Below are 19,881 nucleotides of genomic sequence, written 5' to 3' on the forward strand. Positions count from 1 at the left end.
AGCCACACCATCGCGTCCGGGTGCGGAGCACCGCTGTCTGCGGCTGAGGCGACTCAGCGGGGGAGCGCGTCGCGGAAGATGCCATTGCCCGCGGTGGTGCGGGTGAGGGCGTCGGCGGCGAGCACGACGGCCGCCGCGGTCCAGGTGGTGCGTTCTTCCGGCCAGCGCTTGCCATCGGTGAAAACCAGTCCGGTCCAATAGGAACCGTCGAGTTCGCGCAGATGCTGCATATTGCCGAACAGCGTGGTGGCGGCCGCGGTGTCGCCGATGGCGTCCAGCGCGAGCACCAGTTCACAGGTCTCGGCGCCGGTGACCCACGGTGCGTCGGAGACGCAGCGGATACCGAGGTCGGCGACCACGAATTCGTCCCAGCGCCGAGCTATCAGCTCCGTGGCCGCCGCGCCGCGCACCGCACCGCCGAGGACGGGGTAGTACCAGTCCATGGAGTAGCGGCTCTTGTCCAGGAAGGCTTCCGGATGGTGGCGCAGCGCGTTGCCGAGCCGGTCGCGGGCCGCCGCCCAGTCCGGGCGTGGATCGCCCACCCGCTCGGCGAGCGTCACCGCGCAGCCGAGGCTGTGGAAGATGCTGGAACAGCCGGTCAGCAGCGCTTCCCCGGAGGACCCGGATTCGTTTGCCGACCAGTGGATCTCGCCGTTGACACCCAGTTGGAGGCCGAGGACGAAGTCGATGCCCGCGCGGACCGTCGGCCACAGCTCGGCGGCGAAGCCGGTATCGCCGGTGATCGAAAGGGCGTGCAGGACACCGGTGGCCAGGTAGGCGCAGAAGTTGGTGTCCGCGTCGTGGTTCTCGATTACGCCCCGGCGCAACTGCATCGGCCACGAGCCGTCGTCGCGCTGCGACTTCGCCGACCAGATGTAGGCCTCGCGGGCCTCGTCCCACAGGCCTGCCACGGTCAGTGCCATCGCGGACTCGATGTGGTCCCACGGATCGGTGTGCCCGCCGGTGAACCACGGGATCGCGCCGTCGGGTTCCTGTGCGGCGGCGATGGATTCGGCGGTCAGCCGAATGTCACGCGCGGAGACGACCCCGGGAACAGCCGGTAGCTCAACGGGCATCGCCGCGCACCGCCGGCTTCGTGAAGTAGAGCGCGACGGACTTGCCGACCAACGGGTTCAACACGCGTTCGGCCGTGCGCGTCACCGCGGGCGCCGACATCATGTCCCACACCAGCATGCGGTGATAGGCACTCACCAGCGGGTGCTTGTCATTGCGCACGCCGACAGCGCATTTCAGCCACCAGAAGGGTGCGTGCAGTGCGTGGGCGAAGTCCTGGTGGTGGTAGCGCAGACCGCGCGCGGTGATCTTGTCGCGCAGCTCGTCGGCGCGATAGATGCGGACGTGGCCGCCCTCGTTGGCGTGGTACTCGTCCGAGAGCGCCCAGCAGATACGTTCGGGTAGCCAGCGCGGCACCGTGACCGCCAGCGCGCCACCGGGTTTGACCACCCGCGCCAGTTCGGCGATCGCCTGTGTGTCCTGCGGGACGTGTTCGAGAATCTCCGAGGCGATGACCACGTCGAACTCGTCGTTGCCGTAGGGCAGATCGAGCGCGTCGCCGCGCACGGTCTCGGCCTTGGCGTATTCCGGCGCCTCGCCCGCCGCCGCCAAGGCCTCGAACATGACGTCGACGTCGGCCAGGTCGGCGGCGTTCTGGTCGAAGGCGACGACGTCGGCTCCGCGGCGGTAGGCCTCGAAGGCGTGTCTGCCCGCGCCGCAGCCGATGTCGATCACCCGTGACCCGGGGCCGACGCCCAAGCGGTCGAAATCGACGGTCAACATGGGGCCTCCTGGCAAGGATCGGAAGGGGTCGTCATCGGGCGGTGCCCGGCGGGGTGGAGCAGCGGCGGGCGATCGCCTGGTCATAGATCGCGACCGTCTGCGCGGCGACGGCCGACCAGCTGAACAGCTCGAGAACGCGAACACGGCCCGCCGCGCCCATGCTCTCGCGTCGGCCGGGGTCGTCGAGCAGTTCGCCGAGCACCCGGGTCAGCGCGTCCACGTCGCCCGGCTCGACCAGCTCGGCGCACTCGCCGACGACCTCGGGCAGCGCGCCTGCCCGGCTGGCGACCAGCGGTGTCCCGCTGGCCATCGCCTCGACGGCGGGCAGCGAAAACCCTTCGTACATCGAGGGAATGCAGGCGATCTCGGCCGAGGCCAGCAGTTCGGCCAACTCCTCGTCGCTCACTCCGCTGACCGGGGTGACGATATCGGCGATGCCGAGTTCGGCGATCAGCTTCTCGGTGGGGCCGTTCGGCTCCAGCTTCGCGACGAGCCGGAGCTCGACATCGCAGGTATGCCGCAGCCGCGCAACCGCTTTCAGTAGGTGCGCGATGCCCTTGAGCGGTTTGTCGGCGCTGGCGACCGCGACGATCCGCCCACGCACCCGCGGTGTCTCGCGCGGCCGGAACAATTCGGTGTCCACGCCGAGGGGAACGGTACGCAACTGTCCCGGCGTCACACCGAAGTCCGCCGCGATATCCGCGGCCGAAGCGGACGACACCGTGATGAGGTCCGGAATCCGCTGTGCGACTTGCTGTTGCATGCCGAGAAAGCCGTACCAGCGCCGCACGAACAGCTTGCGCCGCCACGGCGTCGCGGCCAGATCGACCGCGCGGTCGCGCGTGATCGGATGGTGGACCGTCGCCACCAGCGGCAGCTGCTCGGCGATGTCGAGCAGGCCGTAGCCGAGGCACTGATTGTCGTGCACCACATCGAAATCCCCTGCGCGCGAAGCCAACAGCTTGGCCGCGCGCAGGCTGAACGTGCGCGGTTCGGGGAACCCGGCCGTCCACATGGTGGCGAGCTCGAGCAAGTCGACGCGATCGCGGATCTCGCGCGGATGTGGTGTGCGAAAGGGATCTTCGTCGCGGTAGAGGTCCAGACTCGGCACCTCGGTGAGCCGCACCCGCGGATCGAGATCCTCGGGATAGGGCTGGCCCGAGAACACCTCGACCTCGTGGCCGAGCTCGACGAGCCCCTGACTCAGATACCGGACATATACACCCTGCCCGCCACAGTGCGGCTTGCTCCGGTAGGACAACAGCGCGATCCGCATCAGTCCCGTGCTCCTGACTCGTAGCTGACCTGCCAGTGTTTGATCCCGTTGATCCACCCCGACCGTAGCCGCTGTGGCTGCGACACCTCGGACAGGTCGGGCAGCACATCGGCGATGGCGTTGAAGATCAGATCGATTTCGAGCCGGGCCAGGTTGGCCCCGACACAGAAGTGCGTGCCGGTGCCGCCGAAGGCCAGGTGCGGATTGGGGTCGCGCAGGATGTCGAAGCTGAACGGGCGTTCGAAGGCATCCTCATCGAAATTGGCCGAGCTGTAGAACAATCCGAGGCGCTCACCCGCACGGATGCGTTGTCCGCCGAGCTCCGTGTCGGCGGTCGCGGTGCGCTGGAACACCGTCACGGGGGTCGCCCAGCGCACGATCTCGTCGGTCGCGGTGCGGGGGCGCTGCTGTTTGAAGAGCTCCCACTGTTCCGGATTGTCGATGAACGCCTTCATTCCGTGGGTGATCGCATTGCGGGTGGTCTCGTTGCCCGCCACCGCGAGCAGGATCACGAAGAACCCGAACTCGTCGGAGCCCAGCGCCTCCCCGTCGAGATCGGCGTGCACCAGCGTGCTGACGATGTCGTCGGCCGGTTCAGTACGCCGCTGTTCGGCCATGTTCCAGGCGTAGCCGAGGATCTCCATCGCCGCGGTCGACGAGGCGTCCGTAGTGGTGGCGTCGCCGTATTCCGGGTCGTCGTAGTTGAGCATCTGGTTCGACCAGTCGAACAGCTTGCGGCGGTCCTGCTGGGGGACGCCGACGAGTTCGGCAATGGCTTGCAGCGGAAGTTCGCTCGCCACCTGCTCGACGAAATCGCCGCCGCCCGCCGCCCGTGCCGCGTGCACGATCGCGGTGGCCCGTTCGGCCAACGCCGCGCGCAACCCCTCGACTGCGCGCGGCGTGAACCCTTTGGAGATGATCCGCCGGATCTTGGTGTGCTTGGGCGGATCCATGTTCAACAACAGGGCGCCGGTGAGTTCGATCTGCTCGGGTGTCACCTCGCCGGGTAGGCGGATGACCGAACCCTTCTGCTGGGAAGAGAACAGCTCAGGATTGCGCGAGATCTCCTTGATGTCAGCATGTGTGGAGATCACCCAGTAGCCGCCATCGCGGAAGCCACCCGACTGCGCGTCGGTCTGGGCGTTCCACCAGACCGGGGCGGTCCGGCGCAACTGGGCGAATTCCTGGACGGGGTTACGGGATTCCCACAGTGCCGGATCGGTGAAATCGAATCCGCTGGGGAGCGACGACGCTGTCACAGTGACCTCCGCCCGCGCTCAGCGCTGCCTGCGGCGGTAACGCACGCGGCAGGGTTGCTCGAGCTGCACCACCATCTTCGAATGATCGTTGCGGTAGGTGTCGGACGGCTGCGCGAGTTCGAAGTCCCAGTCCCGCAGCAGAATCGAGAAGATCGCCTTGAGCTGCATCAGCGCGAACGGAGCTCCGACGCAGCGATGCTTGCCCGCGCCGAACGGAATCCAGTTCCAGCGGTTGAGGATGTCCTCCTGGCGCGGATCGAGGTAGCGGCCGGGATCGAAGGCGTCCGGGTCGGGGAAGTCCTCCGGAATCCGATTGGAGATCGCGGGGGTGGCGGCCACCATGTCGCCGGGCCCGATCCGGTGCCCGCACACCTCGAACTCCCCGCGCGCCAGGCGCATGAGGATGATCAGCGGCGGATGCAGTCGCAGTGTCTCCTTGAGGGCGGCCTCCAGATTCGGAATCTGGCGCAGCGCATGGTAGCTCACGTCGGCGCCGTCGGCGTAGAGCTCGTCGAGCTCGGTAACGACACCGGCCAGCGTCTCCGGGTGGCGCAGCAACTCGATGATCGTCCAAGCCGCTGTGCCCGAGGTGGTGTGGTGGCCCGCGAACATCATCGAGATGAAGATGCCGGTGATCTCGCTGGCCGAGAACCGCAGCGCCCCGTTCTCGTCCTTCACCGAGATGAGGACGTCGAGCATGTCGCGATCATCTTTGCCCGCAGGGGGATTCGCCTCCCGCTGATCCATGATCGCCTGCACGAGCTCGACCAGGGCGATCCGAGCGGCGTCGCGGCGGGCGAAGCTCTCGATCGGCGCGTACGGATCGACGTAGGCCAGGGCGTCGGTGCCCTGTTCGAGCTCGTGATAGAGGTGCGCGAAGCGCCCGTCGAGCTGATTGCGGAACTTCACCCCGATCAGACAGGCCGATGAGGTGTAAATGGTCAGCTCGGCGAAGAACTCGAGCAGGTCGATCTCGCCCTCGTCGTCCCACTGGGCGACCATCTGATCCACTTCGTGGGCGATGGTGCCCGCGTGCCCGCGCATATGGTCCGCGCGCAGCGCCGAATTGTGGAGCATCTCTTTGCGGCGCTCGGGTGGTGCGTCGAAGACGACGCCCTCGCCGAAGATCGGCTTCATGAACGGATAGGCCGCGCCCTGGTCGAGATCCTCGTCGCCGGCACGGAAGAAGAATTCATTGGCCTCGGCGCCGGATAGCAGGACGACGTCGCGTCCCGCGAGTTCGAAGGAACCGACATCGCCGCACTCGGCGCGAACACGCCGCATCAGTGCGATCGGATCGGTGCGGAACTCGGCCAGGTGCCCGTGTTCGTCTTCGCCTCCGGATACGCGCTGCGGTTTGACCAGCGTCATTGGAAAGTCCTTCCCGGAATAATGTCCAGACACTATATGGACATGTGTCTGGACAGTACTACGGTTTCCTGATGCGCGACAGGGTTCAGTCCGAATCCGGTGGTCGAGCGCGCTAGTCGGTGGCGGGCTCGACCATCAACCGGCGCGCGCACATTTCGAGCAGATCGGCGACCTGTGCGTACGACAGCAGGCCCATGCCGCCCTGGAGGAGCGCGCCGGCGTACAGCAGTTCGAGGGCGGCCAGGCGTTCGGGATCTTTCGTGCCGAGAGCTTCGCCGAGTCGATGGCGGATCTGCATGCCGATGCGCACCCGCAGGTGTCGCACGTCGGGATCGTCGCCGAGCAGCGCGCTGCTGACCGCGCCCGCCAACGCGGGTTCGTCGGCCACCAGCATCGAGACCTGGCGCAGGACGGCGACCACGCGGGTGGTCGCGTCGGCATCGCCTACCTCCAGTGGGGGCATGGCGACCAGTCGTCGCCAGAACACCTCGGAGATCAGGTGCTCCTTGGAGGAGAAGTACGTGTAGGCGGTGGCTGTTCCGACGCCTGCCGACGCGGCGACGAGCCGGATCGTCGTCCCCGAGTAGCCCTCTCGCGACAGCACCTCGACGGCGGCGACCGTCAGGCGGTCCACGGTATCGGCCTGCTTTTCGGTCAAGCGTCGTCGAGTTGCTTCGATGCCGGTAGGCGCGGTTTCGGACATGTGTCTGGATACTACTACAGTCGGGTGTACGGGCCAATCGGCTCGTATGGTCTTGCGTCCGATCGATAAACCGAACTATATTCCGTACACCTGTCCAGACACGTATCGGAGCCTCGCTATGAACGGCCTCGTCCCCGCCGAAGGCACACCACTGTTGATCGGCGGCAAGTTGATCCCGGGTGGCTCCGGTGTCTTCGCGACCATCAATCCCGCCACCGAGGAGGTGCTCGGATACGCCGCCGACGCCTCGGGTGCCGACATGGACGCGGCCATCGCCGCGGCGCGCACCGCCTTCGACGAGACACAGTGGTCGCGCGATCCGGCGTTCCGCGCGCACTGCCTGCGCCAATTACGTGACGTGCTCGGCGAACACCTCGAGGAGCTGCGGGCGATCACGATCGCCGAGGTCGGCACACCGGTCATGCTGACCAGCGGACCGCAGCTGGAAGGGCCGATCGCCGATCTGTCCTTCGCCGCCGACTTGGCCGAGAATTACACCTGGGAAACCGATCTCGGCACCAGGGACCTGATGGGCATCGCCAGCCGCCGGGTGATCCGCCGCGAGGCCGTCGGTGTCGTCGGCGCCATCACGCCGTGGAACTTCCCGCACCAGATCAACCTGGCCAAGCTCGGGCCCGCACTGGCCGCGGGCAACACCGTGGTGCTCAAGCCCGCCCCCGATACTCCCTGGTGTGCCGCGATCCTCGGCCCGCTCATCGCCGAGCACACTGATTTCCCCGCGGGCGTGATCAATATCGTCACCTCCTCTGATCACGGACTCGGCGCCCAGCTGGTCCTCGATCCGCGAGTCGACATGATCACCTTCACGGGCTCGACCCAGACCGGGCGCTCGGTGATGGTCGGCGCGTCGGCCACGCTCAAGCGGACCTTCCTCGAACTGGGCGGCAAGTCCGCGGCCATCGTGCTCGACGACGCCGACATCGCCACGGCGGCCAGCTACACCGCGTTCACGGTCGCCGTGCACGCCGGCCAGGGCTGCGCACTCACCACCCGGCTGCTGGTGCCGCGCGAGTCCTACGACGCGGCGGTCACCGCGGCGGCCGGTGCCTTGCGCGGGCTCGCGGCCGGTGATCCGACAAATCCCGGAACCGTCTGCGGCCCACTGATTTCCGAGCGGCAGCGGGCGCGGGTCGAACGTTATCTCCAGATCGCGCGCGACGAGGGCGGGCGCATCGAGGTCGGTGGTGGCAGGCCCGCGGACTCCGAGCGCGGGTACTTCATCGAGCCGACCCTGATCAGCGGACTCGACAACACCGCGACCGTCGCCCAGGAGGAGATCTTCGGGCCGGTGCTCGTCGTGATCGCCCACGACGGCGACGACGACGCGATCCGGCTGGCCAACGAATCGCCCTATGGCCTGTCGGGTTCGGTCTGGGGCACCGATCCCGATCGGATCGAGCGGGTGGTCTCGGGGGTGCGGACCGGGACGCTGAGCGTCAACGGCGGGCTCTGGTACCACGCCGACGCGCCGTTCGGTGGCTACAAGCAATCCGGCATCGGCCGTGAGATGGGCGTCGCCGGTTTCGAGGAATACCTCGAGACCAAGTTGATCGCCACCCCCGCCTGACCTCACCGACATCGACCACACCCAGGAGCTGAACACCATGGCACGTTTCACCGGTCGCACCGCGATCGTCACCGGCGCCGCGCAGGGCATCGGCGCGGTCTACGCCGCCGCGCTGGCCGCCGAAGGCGCCAATGTCGTTGTCGCCGATCTCAATGCCGAGCGCGGCGAGGAGGTGGTCAAGCAGATTGTCGCCGACGGCGGCACGGCGGCCTTCCGGCGCGTCGACGTCGCCGATCCCGACTCTGCTGCCGCACTGGCGGAATTCACTGTCGCCGAGTTCGGCGCGATCAATCACCTGGTCAACAACGCGGCCATCTACGGCGAGATGAAGCTCGACCTACTGCTCACCGTGCCGTGGGACTACTACAAGAAGTTCATGGGCGTGAACTTCGACGGCGCGCTCAATGTGACGCGTGCGGTCTGGCAGCCGATGATCGCGGCGGGCGGCGGCTCGATCGTCAACCAGTCCTCCACCGCCGCGTGGCTGTACTCGGGGTTCTACGGGCTGGCCAAGGTCGGCATCAACGGACTCACCCAGCAGCTCGCCACCGAACTCGGTGGTTCCCGGATCAGGGTGAACGCCATCGCGCCGGGCCCGATCGACACCGAGGCCACCCAGACCGTCACGCCGGGAAATATGGTCAAGGACATGGTGAAGCGCATTCCGATCAAGCGGATGGGCACCCCGCAGGATCTGGTCGGCGCCTGCCTGTACCTGCTCTCCGACGAGGCGAGCTGGGTCACCGGCCAGATCCTCAATGTCGACGGCGGGCAGATCATCCGATGACCACCGAATCCGCGAGCGCCCCGGTCGGATTCATCGGACTGGGCAATATGGGCGCGCCGATCGCGCGACGGCTGCTGGAGTGGCCGGGCGGGCTGACGGTCTGTGATGTGCGCGCCGAGGTCACCGAACCGTTCGTCGCGGCGGGCGCGCGTTCGGTCGCCGATCCGGCGCAGGTCGCGGCGCACGCGCGGATCATCTGCGTGACCGTCATCGACGACGCGCAGGTGACCGAGGTCCTCACCGGCCCGGCGGGCATTCTCAGCACCGCGGCACCGGGCACGGTCGTCGCGGTGCACTCCACCATCAGTGACCGGACCGCGCAGGAGTTGGCCACCCGCTGCGCCGAGCACGAGGTCGAATTCGTCGACGCGCCCGTCAGCGGCGGCGCGCCCGGCGCCACCCAGGGCAGGCTGGCGGTGATGGTCGGCGGCAGTGCCGAGGCGGTGGACCAGATCAGGGCGCCGTTCGGGTGCTTCGCCGACCTCATCGTGCACGCCGGTCCGGTGGGTGCGGGCACGCGAATGAAGTTGGCGCGCAACCTGCTCCACTTCATCTCGTTCACCGCCGCCACCGAGGCGCAGCGGCTCGCCGGCGCCGCCGGACTCAGTCTCACCGCGCTCGGCAAGGTGGTCCGGCACTCCGACGCGGTAACCGGCGGGCCGGGCGCGATCATGCTGCGCGACACCACCGCGCCGATCGAGGAGGACGACTTCTGGTTCCCCATCCTCGGTCACGTCCGCGATCTCGGCGAGAAGGACCTGTCCCTCGCGCTCGAACTCGGTGATCGGCTCGAGGTCGACCTGCCCCTGGCGCAACTCGCCATCGAACGCCTGGCCGACGGCCTCGGCGTCGCCCACCCTGTGCTCGACAAGGAGTCGTCATGACCACCAACGGAGAAACTCCCGCCGACGTACGGCAGCGCGGCCTGGCCAAGATGAGCGAAGTCTACGGCTGGGAATTCGCCGACGGCCCCGGCGAGCATTTCGCCGTCACCGCCGACCACCTGTTCGCCGACATCTGGTCGCGTCCCGAGCTGACGGTCCGGGAGCGCCGCCTGTTGCTGATCGGGGCGCTCACCGCGCAGGGCAATCTCGACGTCGCCGAGATCCAGATCGGCGCGGCCTTGCGCAACGGTGAACTGTCCGAGGAACAGCTGCGCGAGATCGCGCTGTTCCTGTGCCATTATGTCGGCTGGCCCGCGGGCACGAAGCTCGACGGCACTGTCGGCAAGGTGATCGCGCAGGAGCGGCGCAAGAAATGAGGCACTCCGAACCCGGCCGTCCGCGACCGCTGTAGCGTGCGGTCGATGGGTATGCCGAAGAATCAGCCGAAAGGGCTGAACGCGCCGATGACGACGCAGATCATCCGATACGGATCACGGATGCAAGCGTGGGTCTATCGCCGCACCAACGGCCGCGTCGGCGGCACCTGGCGGATCGGCGCCGGGTTCCGCCGCCCGGTGCCGACCCTGCTGCTCGAACATCGAGGTCGCAAGTCCGGCAAGGTCTTCGCCGCGCCGCTGCTCTACCTCGTCGACGGCCAGGACCTCGTCATCGTCGGCTCACAGGGCGGTCTCGCGAATCACCCGCAGTGGTACCTGAACCTGCGCGCGGACCCGAACGCGCACGTGCGGATCCGCGCCGAGCACTATCCGGTCCTGGCCCGCGTCGCCGAGGTCGACGAGCGGAAACGGCTGTGGCCGAAGCTGGTCGAGCTCTACGCCGATTTCGATGCCTATCAGTCGTGGACGGAGCGGGAGATCCCGGTGATGATCCTCTCCCGCACCGGCGTCTGAGCGGTCAGTCGGGCGAGAGCCGGTCGTCGTAGGCGCGGCGGGCGTCGCGGTCGACGTCGATGAAGGTGCGGTGCACGCCCAACTGCCGAGCCATGAATTCACCGACCGGGCGCGGGGTCAGCTTGTTGAAGGCGGCGAGGACGCCCGCGAGACGGGTCACCGAGACGCGGCGGCGTGGCCGGGCGATCAGTGCGGCGACTGCGGCGGCGACGTCGCCCGGGTCGGCGAGCAAGGCGCGTGGTGCGCGGGTTCCGGCGATCATCTCGGTGCGGGTGAACGTCGGCAGCACCGCCGAGAACCGCACACCGGTGCCGCGGTGCTCCAGGCGCATGGTCTCGGTGAAGCTGAGCACAGCCTGTTTGCTCGCGCAGTAGGTGGCCATCCCCGGTGTCGGGTTCTCGCCCGCCATCGAGGCCATGTTCACGATGTGGCCGCGGCCGCGAGCCAGCATCTTCGGCAGCACGAGTTTGGTGCCGAGGGCGACGCCGTAGACATTGATGTCGAGAATCCGGCGGGTGATCTCGTCGGACTCCTCGGTGAACCTCCCGACCGGCATGATGCCCGCATTGTTGATCAGCACATCGATAGGGCCGCAGGTCTTTTCGACCTCGGCGAGGAACGTCGCGAACGACGCGGGGTCGGTGACGTCGAGGTGCAGCGCCACCGTCGCGGCGATCTCTGTTCCGGTGCGGGTAACCGTGGTGGCGTCGATGTCGCCGATGGCAACGACCGATCCGCCTTCGACGAGCGCGCTCGCGACCGCCCGTCCGATGCCGCGGGCGCCGCCGGTGACAACGACCACCTTGCCGACGGTGGACCTGGCGTCTTGTTCATTAGACATGTGTCCAGATTCTATTCTGGACATTCTTCTGAATCAACCCCCGCGGTGCGGTTGACCGAGGCATCGGAACTGGCGAGTAACATCCGGACGCATGTCTGAAAGCGATTCCATCGGCCTCGAAGCGACCCGGCGTCGATTGACCGGCAAACAGGCCGACACCGTCGATCGGCTGACCAGGGCCGCGCTGGTAGTACTGGCCCGAGACGGCTTTTCCGGCATGACGATTCGGCTGGTCGCCGCCGAGGCGGGCGTCGCCACCGCGACCGCGTACACCTACTTCTCCTCCAAGGAGCACTTGGTCGCCGAGATCTTCTGGCGTCGACTGCTGGCCTCGCGCTCACCCGCGAGCGATGATCCCGACTCGACGGTGCGGGTACTCGCCGAGCTGCGCAACATCGCGCTGCTGGTGGCCGAAGAGCAGGAGCTGTCCGGGGCGGTCACCGGCGCACTGCTCGGCTCGGACCCGGACGTCGAGCACCTGCGCACCCGCATCGGGATCGAGATCCGCGGCCGGATCGCCCGGGCGCTCGGCCCCGACGCCGACAACGAGGTCATCGAATGGCTCGAGATCATCTACGCCGGTGCGCTGGTGCGGGCCGGGATGGGCTACGAGTCGTACTCCCAGATCGCGGACCGCATCGAGCGGGCCGCGCTGCGGATTCTGCGATCCGCCTGACGCTCACGGCTGGGGTTCGAAGCTCGCCAGCATCTGCTCCAGCGCAGCCTGATCGGGACCGACGAACGGCGCGGCATGCGGCGCCTCGGCAAGCATGTCCAGATATTCCGACGTCCGTCCTTGGGCGGGCGGAAGGTGTGTACTGAGGATCCGTCGCGGATCGAACGCACGCAATTCCGACACGGTGGCAAGGTATCTACTCTCGTCCACGACGTGCACCCACGGGCTGTCCACCGCCGCCCAGAGGTGTTGCGCCGCACGAATCTCGGTCGGCGGCGCGTAACCCACGTCGTCGGCGGTCGCGAGTTCGGCGCTCGGCATCGGAGCCCCGAAACAGTCCGAGGTGAAACATGATTCGCTGCTTTCGTCGTAGAACCCGACGGTGCTCGGGTTGTCGAACAGGGGTGGGCGAAACGCGGTGAGACGTCGGTCACCGACGTCGAGGGACTGTCCCGGATTCAGCAGATACACGCGATCCATCGGGACCGGTCGAGCGCACGACATGATGCCGACGCCGAGGAATGTCGTGACCAACCGGGCGTTAGGGGCGGCGTCGAGCAGGTCGAACAGCGATCCGGTGTGGTCGCGATCGGGATGGGTGAGCCAGATCCATTCCACGTCGACAGGATCCACCACCGAACTCAGCGCTGCCATGAATCCACGGTCGGGAAGGCTGAGCCCGGTGTCGACGACGACGGGTTCCGTCGCGTGCAGAACGTAGGCATTGACCGGTAGATGGCCGATACCCGGAACCTCCAGTTCGTCGGCGAGAACGGTGATGTCGTGCTGAATTCGATTGATACGCATGGCATTTTCCTCAGTCCTCGAAGTCGACCCGGATGATCGAGCGCGCGATGGCAGCGAGATCGTCGGCGGTCGGGTCGTATCCGCGCGTGATCTTCAGACCGAGCTCGAACGGGCGGGCACCGTCATCCATCGCTGCTCGGATCGCGGCGCCGACGTGCGACGGCGTGGCATCGACGAGCACGGCGCGGCCGTGGCGGATATGCCCGCGATGGGTGACGGTGACCGGTGCCCCGCCGGCCAGATTGTGGCGCCACGGTCGCTCGGTGAAGATCAGCGTCTCGTCACCGACGCGGTGCAGACAGACCGGGATCCGCAGGTTGCGGCCCGTGCGGCGGCCGGTGAATTCGACCATTCCCTGCCGCCGGATGCGGCTGCCGAGCGATCGGGTCGCCAGCACGCGCCGCACGACAGGATTGATCAGTCGCATCAATTCCGGCGGCGGCGGACTGAGGCGCACCTTCGCGGTTCCGGTATTCGTCATATATCCAGGCTAGGAATCTCCCCGCCACCGCGGCATCCCACAAACCTGGTATTTCCCCTGGTCCGACTGCGGCCTACCGTTGATCTGGTGAGCACGGATTCGATGCAACGCGCCGCCGACAAGATCGGACGGCTGTGCCGGGAGCCGCACGATCTGGTGTCGCTGTGGCAGGAGACGACGGAGGTGCTGGCCACCGTCGTCCCGCACTACTGGACGCCGTGCTGGTACACCCTCGACCCGGCGTCGCTGCTGATGACGAGCCACTTCCACCTCGGTCTCGCCGAGTTTCCGCCGCAGTGGCTGGCCGCGGAGTACGGCGAGGACCGCCACGGCATCGTCGATGTCGTCCGGTCGGTGACCGGACTGTCGACCTTGCACGAAGCCCTTGGCGGTGACCCCTCGAAAAGTGTACGCTGGCAACGCAATATGACGATGGGTGGGGACCAGGAACTGATCGCGCGCCTGCGCACCCGCTCCGGTGAGGTGTGGGGAGCGCTAGCGCTCTATCGCGAACCCGGTGCCGCGATGTTCGACTCCACCGAGAAGGAATTCGTGGCGACCGTGGCGCCGACCCTGGCCGACGGCGTACGCCGGGCCCTGCTGATCGGGCAGGCAGGCGAACCCGAATACGCGGACTCGCCCGGTCTGCTGGTGCTCAACTCGGCATGCGAGATCGAATCGGCCAGCGCCGGTGTGCAGCGCTGGATATCGGACCTGCCGGACGGCGACTGGGATCGCGAGAAGCTGCCCAGCGCCGTGGTCACCCTCGCCGCGCGCGCGTTTCGCAACGCGGCTGACGATCGGCCCGACGAGGTGCTGGTGTCACGAGCGCTGTCCAAATCGGGAACCTGGGTAGTGTTGCACGGCGCCCGCCTGACCTCGACGGCCCACACAAGGGTCGCGGTGATCATCGAACCCGCCCACCCCAGCCGCATCTACCCGCTGCTGATGTCGGCCTATGGCCTCACCGAGCGCGAACGCGACGTCACCCGGCTGGTGCTACAGGGCGCCTCGACCTCGCAGATCGCCCACGACATGACCGTCTCGGCACACACCGTGCAGCAGCATCTGAAGAGCATCTTCGACAAAACCGGCGTCCACAGCCGCCGCGACCTGGTCGCCAAGGTGTTCTTCACCCACTACGAACCCCGCTTCCGGGATAACGAGCACCGCGTCACCGCCACCAAGCCGGTCCGGGGTGGACCCTGGCCGACGTACTGACCGACGGCGGTGCGGCTATCGGTCCGCGCACTGGATCACGGCAACGGCCCGTCCGAAGATCTTCCTGTCGTCCTGTTTGGCGGTGATCGCGACCGTCGCCGTTTTGCGGTCCGGATCGACAGCCTTCACTTTGCCGGTGTACTCGACCGTGGCTCCGCCGGTGGGGACGTAGACCGGACTGGTCAGCCGTACCGCGTATTCGGTCACCACGCCGGGATCGCCGGCCCATGAGGTGACATATCCGGCGCCTATGCCGATCATCAGCATGCCCTGTGCGACCGGCGATTCCAGGCCTACCGATGCTGCCGCTTCGTTGTTCCAGTGAATGGGGTTCGGGTCGCCGGCCACGCCTGCGTAATTGACCAGGTCGCCGAGCCGCACGGTCACGCTTCTCGGCGGAAGTTCGTCGCCGACGGCTATCGCGCTGAACGGCAACATATTCCGGCCCAGGTCTGCGGCTGTGGCCCGACGTGGCCGAGCGGGTTGCTCGGGCGTGTGGCGTTGTCGTGGAATCGAGGTGCCATGGCGGAAGTTCTGCATCAGCAGTCCGTCGCAGATGTTCGTCGCGGCGATGTTCACCTCCGGCCTGCCGACGAAGGACGTACGTACGGTGATGACTTCGTCGCCGTTCTGGTCGGTGACCGAACACTTGAATCCGAAGAGGTCGCCTCCGAACGCTTTTCGGAACGACTCGAATTCGACCTCGAAGCGCAAAGCGTCGCCCGCCAGGATCGGCCGGTGGACAGTGAGGCACTGGTCGGTCTGCATGATCTGGCTGAGATCATAGCCCTGGACGACTCGATCGAACATCCCGATCTGCGCCAGAAACGCTGGTATCGAGATGAAGGTCAAGGGCGCCACGAGGCCGGCGTAACCGTAGTCGGCGGCCGCCTCCTCGGTCTGGTGCACAGGGTGACCATCCTGAACCGCACGGGCGAACTCGCGGATCTTCTCGCGCCCGACGACATAGCAGTCGCTGGTTCGATAGGACTGCCCGACCAGCGACGAGGATGTGTCTGAATCGCCGGATGAATCGAGCAACCTGGAGTCGTCTGGAGTCGGGCGCACATCCCGCAAGCTAGCTAATGATCAACAATTCGGGCGATATTTGCTGTTCCTGGAGTGTCGCAAGGATACGGGCGGCTGGGCGGCCGTCGAACCACCGTTTCACGGCCACGATTGTCGAGGTGAAGGCTGGTCGAGCTGTTCGCGGAGGATATCGCCGTGGCCTGCGTGGCGGGCGAACTCCTCGATCATGGCGAGCAGCGTCCATCGCATGCTGACCGTCCCTTCGCGGGGATTGTCCTTGGTCTCGTCGAGGTCGAAACGGGCGGCGATCACCCGTGATCGCCCGCTCGCACGCTCGAATTCGGCGATCACCTCGGCCAGCGACTCGTGGTCCGCGACGACAAAAGTGCCCTCGTCCCGGTTCGAGTATCCGTCGCATTCGGATTCGTCGAGTCCGGCCCAGAATCGCTGGAACCAGATCCGTTCCGCCGCGGCGGCATGTTTGATCAACGAGATCGGTGTCGTCAGCGACGCGACGAGTCGCCGACGGGCATCGACATCGGACAGGCCGCGCACGGTTGCGATGAGTGCTTCGCGGTTGCGATCGAGCGTGTTCTCGATGATCGCTCGCTCAGCACCGGTGGTAATCGGGTTGGTAACCATAGACTTTCACTCCATTCTCTTGCTGATCGAAGTCATCGGCGAGGCTGGACAATCGGCAGGGGGCCGCTTCAGCAACTGATCTCGGGTCGGGCACCACGCGTCCAGGTACGGGGGTGAACCAGGGGAGGGGAGAACCTGATGTGCTCGTCGCGGAATGCGCGCTGAGGGACGTGACGCGGGTCGATCTACACCGCATCAAACTGGTCGATCACCGAAGACTCGATGTCGCCTGGAGCCAGTATGGCACAGGCTGATCCACCCTGGACTCCCCGGGCTTCGAAGCCGCGCAACGTCACGGAACCAAGTGGGACCCCGACGAACTCAGCACCCTCACCGACCCCACCGCATCCCGGGCGATGCTCCTTCGGATCGGCAAAAAGGTGCATCTACCAGCCGATTAGTACCTTCGCCAACAGGTGAGGTAATCTTTTCGAGCACCCGGAGACGGGGGCAAGAACGGGCTGTGGCGCAGCTTGGTAGCGCACCTGACTGGGGGTCAGGTGGTCGCAGGTTCAAATCCTGTCAGCCCGACAGTGAAAACCCCCTCTGACCTCGGTCGGAGGGGGTTTCGCTTTTTCGGAGATTTGACGTTTTTTGGCCAATTCCCACAGAAACCCCACGTTTTTGAATCCGAACGCCTGTCCAGTGTCTCGTGGTGCCGCTCAATCGGGTCGCGGAGAGACGGTCGATGCGGTCGGTTAGGTGTGGCTGTCGCGGCTCTATCCAAGGACCGACCGCGCGCCGAGCCTTCGGCGGCTCGCTTTCCCTCCGGATGATGGAACGGACCACTGGATCGAGGGGGAGTTGCGCCACCACGGCGCGGACCTCTTCGAGGATCAGCAGTGCGTGCGACGAGCGAATCACGCCTCCCATGGTCCATTGCACTCTCTCGGGCCTAAGCCAGGCTCGGCAGAAACGATCGCTGCCCCCTGCAGCGAATCAGGCAGTTCGATGCAATCGCCAGCGGCGTATTTCCGGGCAGGCCATCCAGGAGCGGACGATGCGGAGTCCGTCGTCGCCACAGTGATAATCGTTGGGTAGATGAAGAAACATCCCAGTCCGCGGTCCAACACGCCAGTCTGGCGGAGGAGCTCACGCGACAGCCACCGTTTCACTCCGGTGTGAGGTCCTCCGCCCAGCGGCGACACTCCTCCAGTGAGAACCCTGCACGGCGTCCCGCAAGGTCAACACCTTCGCGGTCTTGGGTCAGCCACCAGAACCCTTTCCGGAAGGTCGCGAGCATCTCGTTGCCCACGGGGTGCGGTCCGACTGTGATGGCCCACCGGCGGCACTCGTCGAGAGTTGTGGCCAGGCGTCGGCCTATCGGTTCGTTACCCTCGCGGTCCGAGGTCACCCGCCACCATCCGTGATATCGGTTCGCCCACATGCCGTTTGCGAGGACGATCGGCCCAACCATGTCGACGAGTTCGGCCGCCGCCAAGGCCGCGACAACATCCGCGTCCAGCGCCGCCAACTCCCGTACTGTGCGCTCGTCGGTCACATCGACCCGTTCGCCGGTCGCGGGACGATACGACCCGCCGCGACAAGCACGTCCCACGCCGAGGCCTTCCGCGCGCATTGCCACCGCTCGCACGTCCGATGATTCTGCATCACCGTGTGCGCCTGATCGTCCGTCAGCTGCCCGGCTGGTGCGGCGTGATCGAGCACCGGCGACGGTCTGCCTTGCTGTTCGGCCTCTTGCGCCAGGCGAGCGATGATGTCCCACACCGTCGGCTGTTTCGGCACGGTCGTTGTCTGCCCCCACATGGCGGCCCTCTCTCTCAAGGGTTGGTGTGCCTCCGCCGCCGGGGGATATAGGGTCACCCGGCGGCGCGGCTGAACTCAGCGTCCGCTGATCGCCGGGACGACGGAACCTCCTACGTTTCCCACTTGAGGACGTCCCGATGGGTGTACAACGTCCCTATGTCGAACGAGCGGTTGCGCGCCGCAATAGCCGCGCGAGGATGGACACACGCGAGACTGGCCGAGGCCACGAATGTGGATCCGAAATCGGTTGAACGCTGGGTGAACCTCGGTCGAGTTCCGCGGCGGCGCACCGCAATCCAGGCTGCCGAGTGTTTAGGCGAGGATGTCCATGCCCTGTGGCCTGCCCTGCAGCAGGCGCGCACGGCGCGTGCCGTCAGCCCCGAACTCGTTGCCCTCTACGACCAGCGAGCAGATGTCTCGGCGTCGATGTTCGTCAACCTGCTCGCGCCGGCGCGAGACCACATCGACATCCTGGTCTACGCGGCGGTCTTCCTCCACGAGGCATACCCGCGGCTCAACGATCTATTGACCGAACGCGCCGAAGAGGGCTGCGCGATACGAATAGCCGTGGGCGACGCCGACAGCGCCAACGTCCAACAACGAGGCATGGAAGAGAGATTCGGTCACGGCATCGAATCGCGCTGCCGCCTGGCCTTGATGCACTACCGTGAATTGGCAGCAACGCCGGGCATCGAGCTGCGGACCCACGCAACGACGCTCTACAACAGCATCTTTCGCGCCGACGACGAAATGTATGTCAATGCCCACGTGTGGGGCGTGAACGCATACGGTGCGCCAGTATGGCATCTGCGCCGTACCGTCGACGGTGGTCTGTTCGACACATACACCGACAGTTTCAACGCGGTCTGGCAAACCGGCCGACCGGTGAAAGGCTGAGCCGATGGCGCGTACCGAGTTCTATGACGACCCAACCGCACCGGAGCCGAATAGCCTTGTGGTTGCGGCGTCCGCCGTGGTGTGCGACGACATCGGCCGAATCTTGCTCCAGCGGCGCACCGACAGCGGCCTATGGGCACTGCCTGGCGGCGGTATGGAGATGACCGACAGTCTCCCCGGCTGCGCGGTGCGGGAGGTCAAGGAAGAGACCGGACTCGACATCGAAATCACCGGGCTCGTCGGTACTTACACCGATCCGCGGCACGTGATCGCGTATAGCGATGGCGAGGTTCGGCGCCAGTTCAACGTGTGCTTCCTGGCTCGTGTCATAGGGGGTGACCTCGCCATCTCCGATGAGTCCACAGAGTTGCGGTTCGTAGCCCCCTCCGAACTGGACAGCCTCGACATCCACCACACGCAGCGACTCAGACTGACCCACTACCTCGAGGGGCGAAGCGCGCCCTATCTCGGCTGACGATTCGGCGACAGCCACGCGTCAGTGCGCCAGGTAACCGGGCGCATTGCTCACGACAGTAGAAGCCTGCGCGTGTCAGGAGCCCGACCTTGCCAGAGCGTAAATGGCCGGTGCGCGACAGTTCGTCCGGCCCTCGGACGTGACGCGCGCCCGTTCGACACATTCTCAACGTGGTCTATCGCTGTGTCCAGTGGCCGATTTCTAACCACCGATAAGTACTCCCTATTGGCGGTCAGACGAGCATACCAGTTTACGGTTCGCATCCTTGGCGGCTTGCGACTGGCCGGGGGAAAGCCTTGGACTCGCAGCTGAGCCCTTCCTATTCCCGGCAGATGCTCATCCAGGCGGGAATCTACGGGTCGGTGATACTGAGTCACCGATAGTCTGCAGCGCAGTCTTCCGCCGCTCAAGTAGTGGGCCGCCCACTGTTTCGACGATCCGGTATCGAAAGTGAGGTGAGGGGTATCGA

22 protein-coding genes and 1 tRNA gene are annotated in these 19,881 nt (G+C 66.3%); 10 read left to right on the forward strand and 13 right to left on the reverse strand.

From position 1 onward, the window contains the following. Window positions 1-53: 53 nt before the first annotated feature. From ACFWO8_RS28840 to ACFWO8_RS28865, 6 genes are all read right to left on the reverse strand, one after another. On the reverse strand, window positions 54-1,076 hold the full coding sequence (locus ACFWO8_RS28840; RefSeq protein WP_378968573.1) for a prenyltransferase: 1,023 nt from the start codon (window positions 1,074-1,076) through the stop codon (window positions 54-56). Then, window positions 1,066-1,797, reverse strand: coding sequence for a class I SAM-dependent methyltransferase (locus tag ACFWO8_RS28845; RefSeq protein WP_378968582.1), 732 nt, complete (start codon window positions 1,795-1,797; stop codon window positions 1,066-1,068). The genes ACFWO8_RS28840 and ACFWO8_RS28845 overlap by 11 nt, the downstream gene beginning before the upstream one ends. A 31-nt stretch (window positions 1,798-1,828) precedes the next feature. Beyond that, complete coding sequence (locus ACFWO8_RS28850; RefSeq protein ID WP_378968599.1) at window positions 1,829-3,073, reverse strand: glycosyltransferase family 4 protein; 1,245 nt, start codon at window positions 3,071-3,073, stop codon at window positions 1,829-1,831. Beyond that, the gene (locus tag ACFWO8_RS28855) at window positions 3,073-4,332 is read right to left on the reverse strand and encodes a cytochrome P450 (protein WP_378968618.1); all 1,260 of its coding nucleotides are present in this window, start codon (window positions 4,330-4,332) and stop codon (window positions 3,073-3,075) included. The genes ACFWO8_RS28850 and ACFWO8_RS28855 overlap by 1 nt, the downstream gene beginning before the upstream one ends. Before the next feature lie 18 nt (window positions 4,333-4,350). Beyond that, complete coding sequence (locus ACFWO8_RS28860) at window positions 4,351-5,703, reverse strand: cytochrome P450 (RefSeq protein ID WP_378968629.1); 1,353 nt, start codon at window positions 5,701-5,703, stop codon at window positions 4,351-4,353. Between the two features lie 112 nt (window positions 5,704-5,815). Then, window positions 5,816-6,406 carry a TetR family transcriptional regulator gene (locus ACFWO8_RS28865; RefSeq protein ID WP_378968634.1) on the reverse strand — a complete coding sequence of 197 codons (591 nt, stop codon included), beginning with the start codon at window positions 6,404-6,406 and terminating at the stop codon, window positions 5,816-5,818. 118 nt (window positions 6,407-6,524) lie between these two features. On the opposite strand from ACFWO8_RS28865, the gene ACFWO8_RS28870 reads away from it, so the two are divergent. Genes ACFWO8_RS28870 through ACFWO8_RS28890 form a run of 5 tightly spaced genes read left to right on the forward strand, consistent with a single transcriptional unit; the run spans window position 6,525 to window position 10,576 of the window. Continuing rightward, window positions 6,525-7,994, forward strand: a complete 1,470-nt coding sequence (locus tag ACFWO8_RS28870) for an aldehyde dehydrogenase (RefSeq protein ID WP_378968650.1) — start codon at window positions 6,525-6,527, stop codon at window positions 7,992-7,994. A gap of 37 nt (window positions 7,995-8,031) precedes the next feature. Next, window positions 8,032-8,781 carry an SDR family oxidoreductase gene (locus ACFWO8_RS28875; RefSeq protein ID WP_378968657.1) on the forward strand — a complete coding sequence of 250 codons (750 nt, stop codon included), beginning with the start codon at window positions 8,032-8,034 and terminating at the stop codon, window positions 8,779-8,781. Beyond that, window positions 8,778-9,665, forward strand: coding sequence for an NAD(P)-dependent oxidoreductase (locus ACFWO8_RS28880; RefSeq protein ID WP_378968669.1), 888 nt, complete (start codon window positions 8,778-8,780; stop codon window positions 9,663-9,665). The genes ACFWO8_RS28875 and ACFWO8_RS28880 overlap by 4 nt, the downstream gene beginning before the upstream one ends. Then, window positions 9,662-10,042 (forward strand): carboxymuconolactone decarboxylase family protein, encoded by a 381-nt coding sequence (locus ACFWO8_RS28885; protein ID WP_378917104.1) that lies wholly within the window; start codon window positions 9,662-9,664, stop codon window positions 10,040-10,042. The genes ACFWO8_RS28880 and ACFWO8_RS28885 overlap by 4 nt, the downstream gene beginning before the upstream one ends. A gap of 51 nt (window positions 10,043-10,093) precedes the next feature. After that, window positions 10,094-10,576, forward strand: a complete 483-nt coding sequence (locus ACFWO8_RS28890; protein WP_378969173.1) for a nitroreductase family deazaflavin-dependent oxidoreductase — start codon at window positions 10,094-10,096, stop codon at window positions 10,574-10,576. A 4-nt stretch (window positions 10,577-10,580) separates the two neighbouring features. On the opposite strand, the gene ACFWO8_RS28895 is transcribed toward ACFWO8_RS28890, so the two are convergent. Beyond that, window positions 10,581-11,417, reverse strand: coding sequence for an SDR family oxidoreductase (locus ACFWO8_RS28895; protein ID WP_378968683.1), 837 nt, complete (start codon window positions 11,415-11,417; stop codon window positions 10,581-10,583). A 91-nt stretch (window positions 11,418-11,508) separates the two neighbouring features. Here ACFWO8_RS28895 and ACFWO8_RS28900 point away from each other — a divergent pair, with 91 nt between their 5' ends. After that, window positions 11,509-12,093, forward strand: a complete 585-nt coding sequence (locus tag ACFWO8_RS28900; RefSeq protein WP_378968689.1) for a TetR/AcrR family transcriptional regulator — start codon at window positions 11,509-11,511, stop codon at window positions 12,091-12,093. A 3-nt stretch (window positions 12,094-12,096) separates the two neighbouring features. On the opposite strand, the gene ACFWO8_RS28905 is transcribed toward ACFWO8_RS28900, so the two are convergent. Together ACFWO8_RS28905 and ACFWO8_RS28910 are read right to left on the reverse strand one after the other, a co-directional pair. Continuing rightward, window positions 12,097-12,900, reverse strand: a complete 804-nt coding sequence (locus ACFWO8_RS28905) for an MBL fold metallo-hydrolase (RefSeq protein WP_378968704.1) — start codon at window positions 12,898-12,900, stop codon at window positions 12,097-12,099. Between the two features lie 10 nt (window positions 12,901-12,910). Next, window positions 12,911-13,381, reverse strand: a complete 471-nt coding sequence (locus tag ACFWO8_RS28910) for a grhN (protein ID WP_378968709.1) — start codon at window positions 13,379-13,381, stop codon at window positions 12,911-12,913. A gap of 102 nt (window positions 13,382-13,483) precedes the next feature. Here ACFWO8_RS28910 and ACFWO8_RS28915 point away from each other — a divergent pair, with 102 nt between their 5' ends. Next, window positions 13,484-14,602, forward strand: coding sequence for a helix-turn-helix transcriptional regulator (locus ACFWO8_RS28915; protein WP_378969177.1), 1,119 nt, complete (start codon window positions 13,484-13,486; stop codon window positions 14,600-14,602). Window positions 14,603-14,617: 15 nt separating this feature from the next. Here ACFWO8_RS28915 and ACFWO8_RS28920 read toward each other — a convergent pair whose 3' ends face one another. Continuing rightward, window positions 14,618-15,670 (reverse strand): fused (3R)-hydroxyacyl-ACP dehydratase subunits HadA/HadB, encoded by a 1,053-nt coding sequence (locus ACFWO8_RS28920; protein WP_378968722.1) that lies wholly within the window; start codon window positions 15,668-15,670, stop codon window positions 14,618-14,620. A gap of 99 nt (window positions 15,671-15,769) precedes the next feature. Beyond that, a complete protein-coding gene (locus ACFWO8_RS28925) occupies window positions 15,770-16,273 on the reverse strand; it encodes a DinB family protein (protein WP_378968727.1) in 504 nt (167 codons plus the stop codon). A 457-nt stretch (window positions 16,274-16,730) separates the two neighbouring features. Here ACFWO8_RS28925 and ACFWO8_RS28930 point away from each other — a divergent pair. Next, window positions 16,731-16,804, forward strand: a tRNA-Pro gene (locus ACFWO8_RS28930). A gap of 580 nt (window positions 16,805-17,384) precedes the next feature. On the opposite strand, the gene ACFWO8_RS28935 is transcribed toward ACFWO8_RS28930, so the two are convergent. Both ACFWO8_RS28935 and ACFWO8_RS28940 read right to left on the reverse strand, forming a co-directional pair. Beyond that, on the reverse strand, window positions 17,385-17,774 hold the full coding sequence (locus ACFWO8_RS28935; RefSeq protein ID WP_378968730.1) for a hypothetical protein: 390 nt from the start codon (window positions 17,772-17,774) through the stop codon (window positions 17,385-17,387). Then, window positions 17,771-18,019 carry a hypothetical protein gene (locus ACFWO8_RS28940; RefSeq protein WP_378968734.1) on the reverse strand — a complete coding sequence of 83 codons (249 nt, stop codon included), beginning with the start codon at window positions 18,017-18,019 and terminating at the stop codon, window positions 17,771-17,773. The genes ACFWO8_RS28935 and ACFWO8_RS28940 overlap by 4 nt, the downstream gene beginning before the upstream one ends. A gap of 177 nt (window positions 18,020-18,196) precedes the next feature. Between ACFWO8_RS28940 and ACFWO8_RS28945 the strand changes: the two genes are divergently transcribed. Then, entirely contained in the window at window positions 18,197-18,937 is a 741-nt protein-coding gene (locus ACFWO8_RS28945; protein WP_378968741.1) for a helix-turn-helix domain-containing protein, read from the forward strand. A gap of 4 nt (window positions 18,938-18,941) precedes the next feature. Next, on the forward strand, window positions 18,942-19,412 hold the full coding sequence (locus ACFWO8_RS28950) for an NUDIX hydrolase (RefSeq protein WP_378968747.1): 471 nt from the start codon (window positions 18,942-18,944) through the stop codon (window positions 19,410-19,412). Window positions 19,413-19,881 lie beyond the last annotated feature (469 nt).

It is taken from the genome of Nocardia sp. NPDC058480, from assembly GCF_042720495.1.
In the GTDB taxonomy this organism is placed as follows: domain Bacteria; phylum Actinomycetota; class Actinomycetes; order Mycobacteriales; family Mycobacteriaceae; genus Nocardia.

Excerpts from the sequence above, each read along its gene's own strand:
- ACFWO8_RS28840 (WP_378968573.1), bottom strand. The coding sequence starts at position 1,076 with ATGCCCGTTGAGCTACCGGCTGTTCCCGGGGTCGTCTCCGCGCGTGAC.
- ACFWO8_RS28845 (WP_378968582.1), bottom strand. The coding sequence starts at position 1,797 with ATGTTGACCGTCGATTTCGACCGCTTGGGCGTCGGCCCCGGGTCACGG.
- ACFWO8_RS28850 (WP_378968599.1), bottom strand. The coding sequence starts at position 3,073 with ATGCGGATCGCGCTGTTGTCCTACCGGAGCAAGCCGCACTGTGGCGGG.
- ACFWO8_RS28860 (WP_378968629.1), bottom strand. The coding sequence starts at position 5,703 with ATGACGCTGGTCAAACCGCAGCGCGTATCCGGAGGCGAAGACGAACAC.
- ACFWO8_RS28865 (WP_378968634.1), bottom strand. The coding sequence starts at position 6,406 with ATGTCCGAAACCGCGCCTACCGGCATCGAAGCAACTCGACGACGCTTG.
- ACFWO8_RS28870 (WP_378968650.1), top strand. The coding sequence starts at position 6,525 with ATGAACGGCCTCGTCCCCGCCGAAGGCACACCACTGTTGATCGGCGGC.
- ACFWO8_RS28875 (WP_378968657.1), top strand. The coding sequence starts at position 8,032 with ATGGCACGTTTCACCGGTCGCACCGCGATCGTCACCGGCGCCGCGCAG.
- ACFWO8_RS28880 (WP_378968669.1), top strand. The coding sequence starts at position 8,778 with ATGACCACCGAATCCGCGAGCGCCCCGGTCGGATTCATCGGACTGGGC.
- ACFWO8_RS28885 (WP_378917104.1), top strand. The coding sequence starts at position 9,662 with ATGACCACCAACGGAGAAACTCCCGCCGACGTACGGCAGCGCGGCCTG.
- ACFWO8_RS28890 (WP_378969173.1), top strand. The coding sequence starts at position 10,094 with ATGCCGAAGAATCAGCCGAAAGGGCTGAACGCGCCGATGACGACGCAG.
- ACFWO8_RS28895 (WP_378968683.1), bottom strand. The coding sequence starts at position 11,417 with ATGTCTAATGAACAAGACGCCAGGTCCACCGTCGGCAAGGTGGTCGTT.
- ACFWO8_RS28900 (WP_378968689.1), top strand. The coding sequence starts at position 11,509 with ATGTCTGAAAGCGATTCCATCGGCCTCGAAGCGACCCGGCGTCGATTG.
- ACFWO8_RS28905 (WP_378968704.1), bottom strand. The coding sequence starts at position 12,900 with ATGCGTATCAATCGAATTCAGCACGACATCACCGTTCTCGCCGACGAA.
- ACFWO8_RS28910 (WP_378968709.1), bottom strand. The coding sequence starts at position 13,381 with ATGACGAATACCGGAACCGCGAAGGTGCGCCTCAGTCCGCCGCCGCCG.
- ACFWO8_RS28915 (WP_378969177.1), top strand. The coding sequence starts at position 13,484 with ATGCAACGCGCCGCCGACAAGATCGGACGGCTGTGCCGGGAGCCGCAC.
- ACFWO8_RS28925 (WP_378968727.1), bottom strand. The coding sequence starts at position 16,273 with ATGGTTACCAACCCGATTACCACCGGTGCTGAGCGAGCGATCATCGAG.
- ACFWO8_RS28945 (WP_378968741.1), top strand. The coding sequence starts at position 18,197 with ATGTCGAACGAGCGGTTGCGCGCCGCAATAGCCGCGCGAGGATGGACA.
- ACFWO8_RS28950 (WP_378968747.1), top strand. The coding sequence starts at position 18,942 with ATGGCGCGTACCGAGTTCTATGACGACCCAACCGCACCGGAGCCGAAT.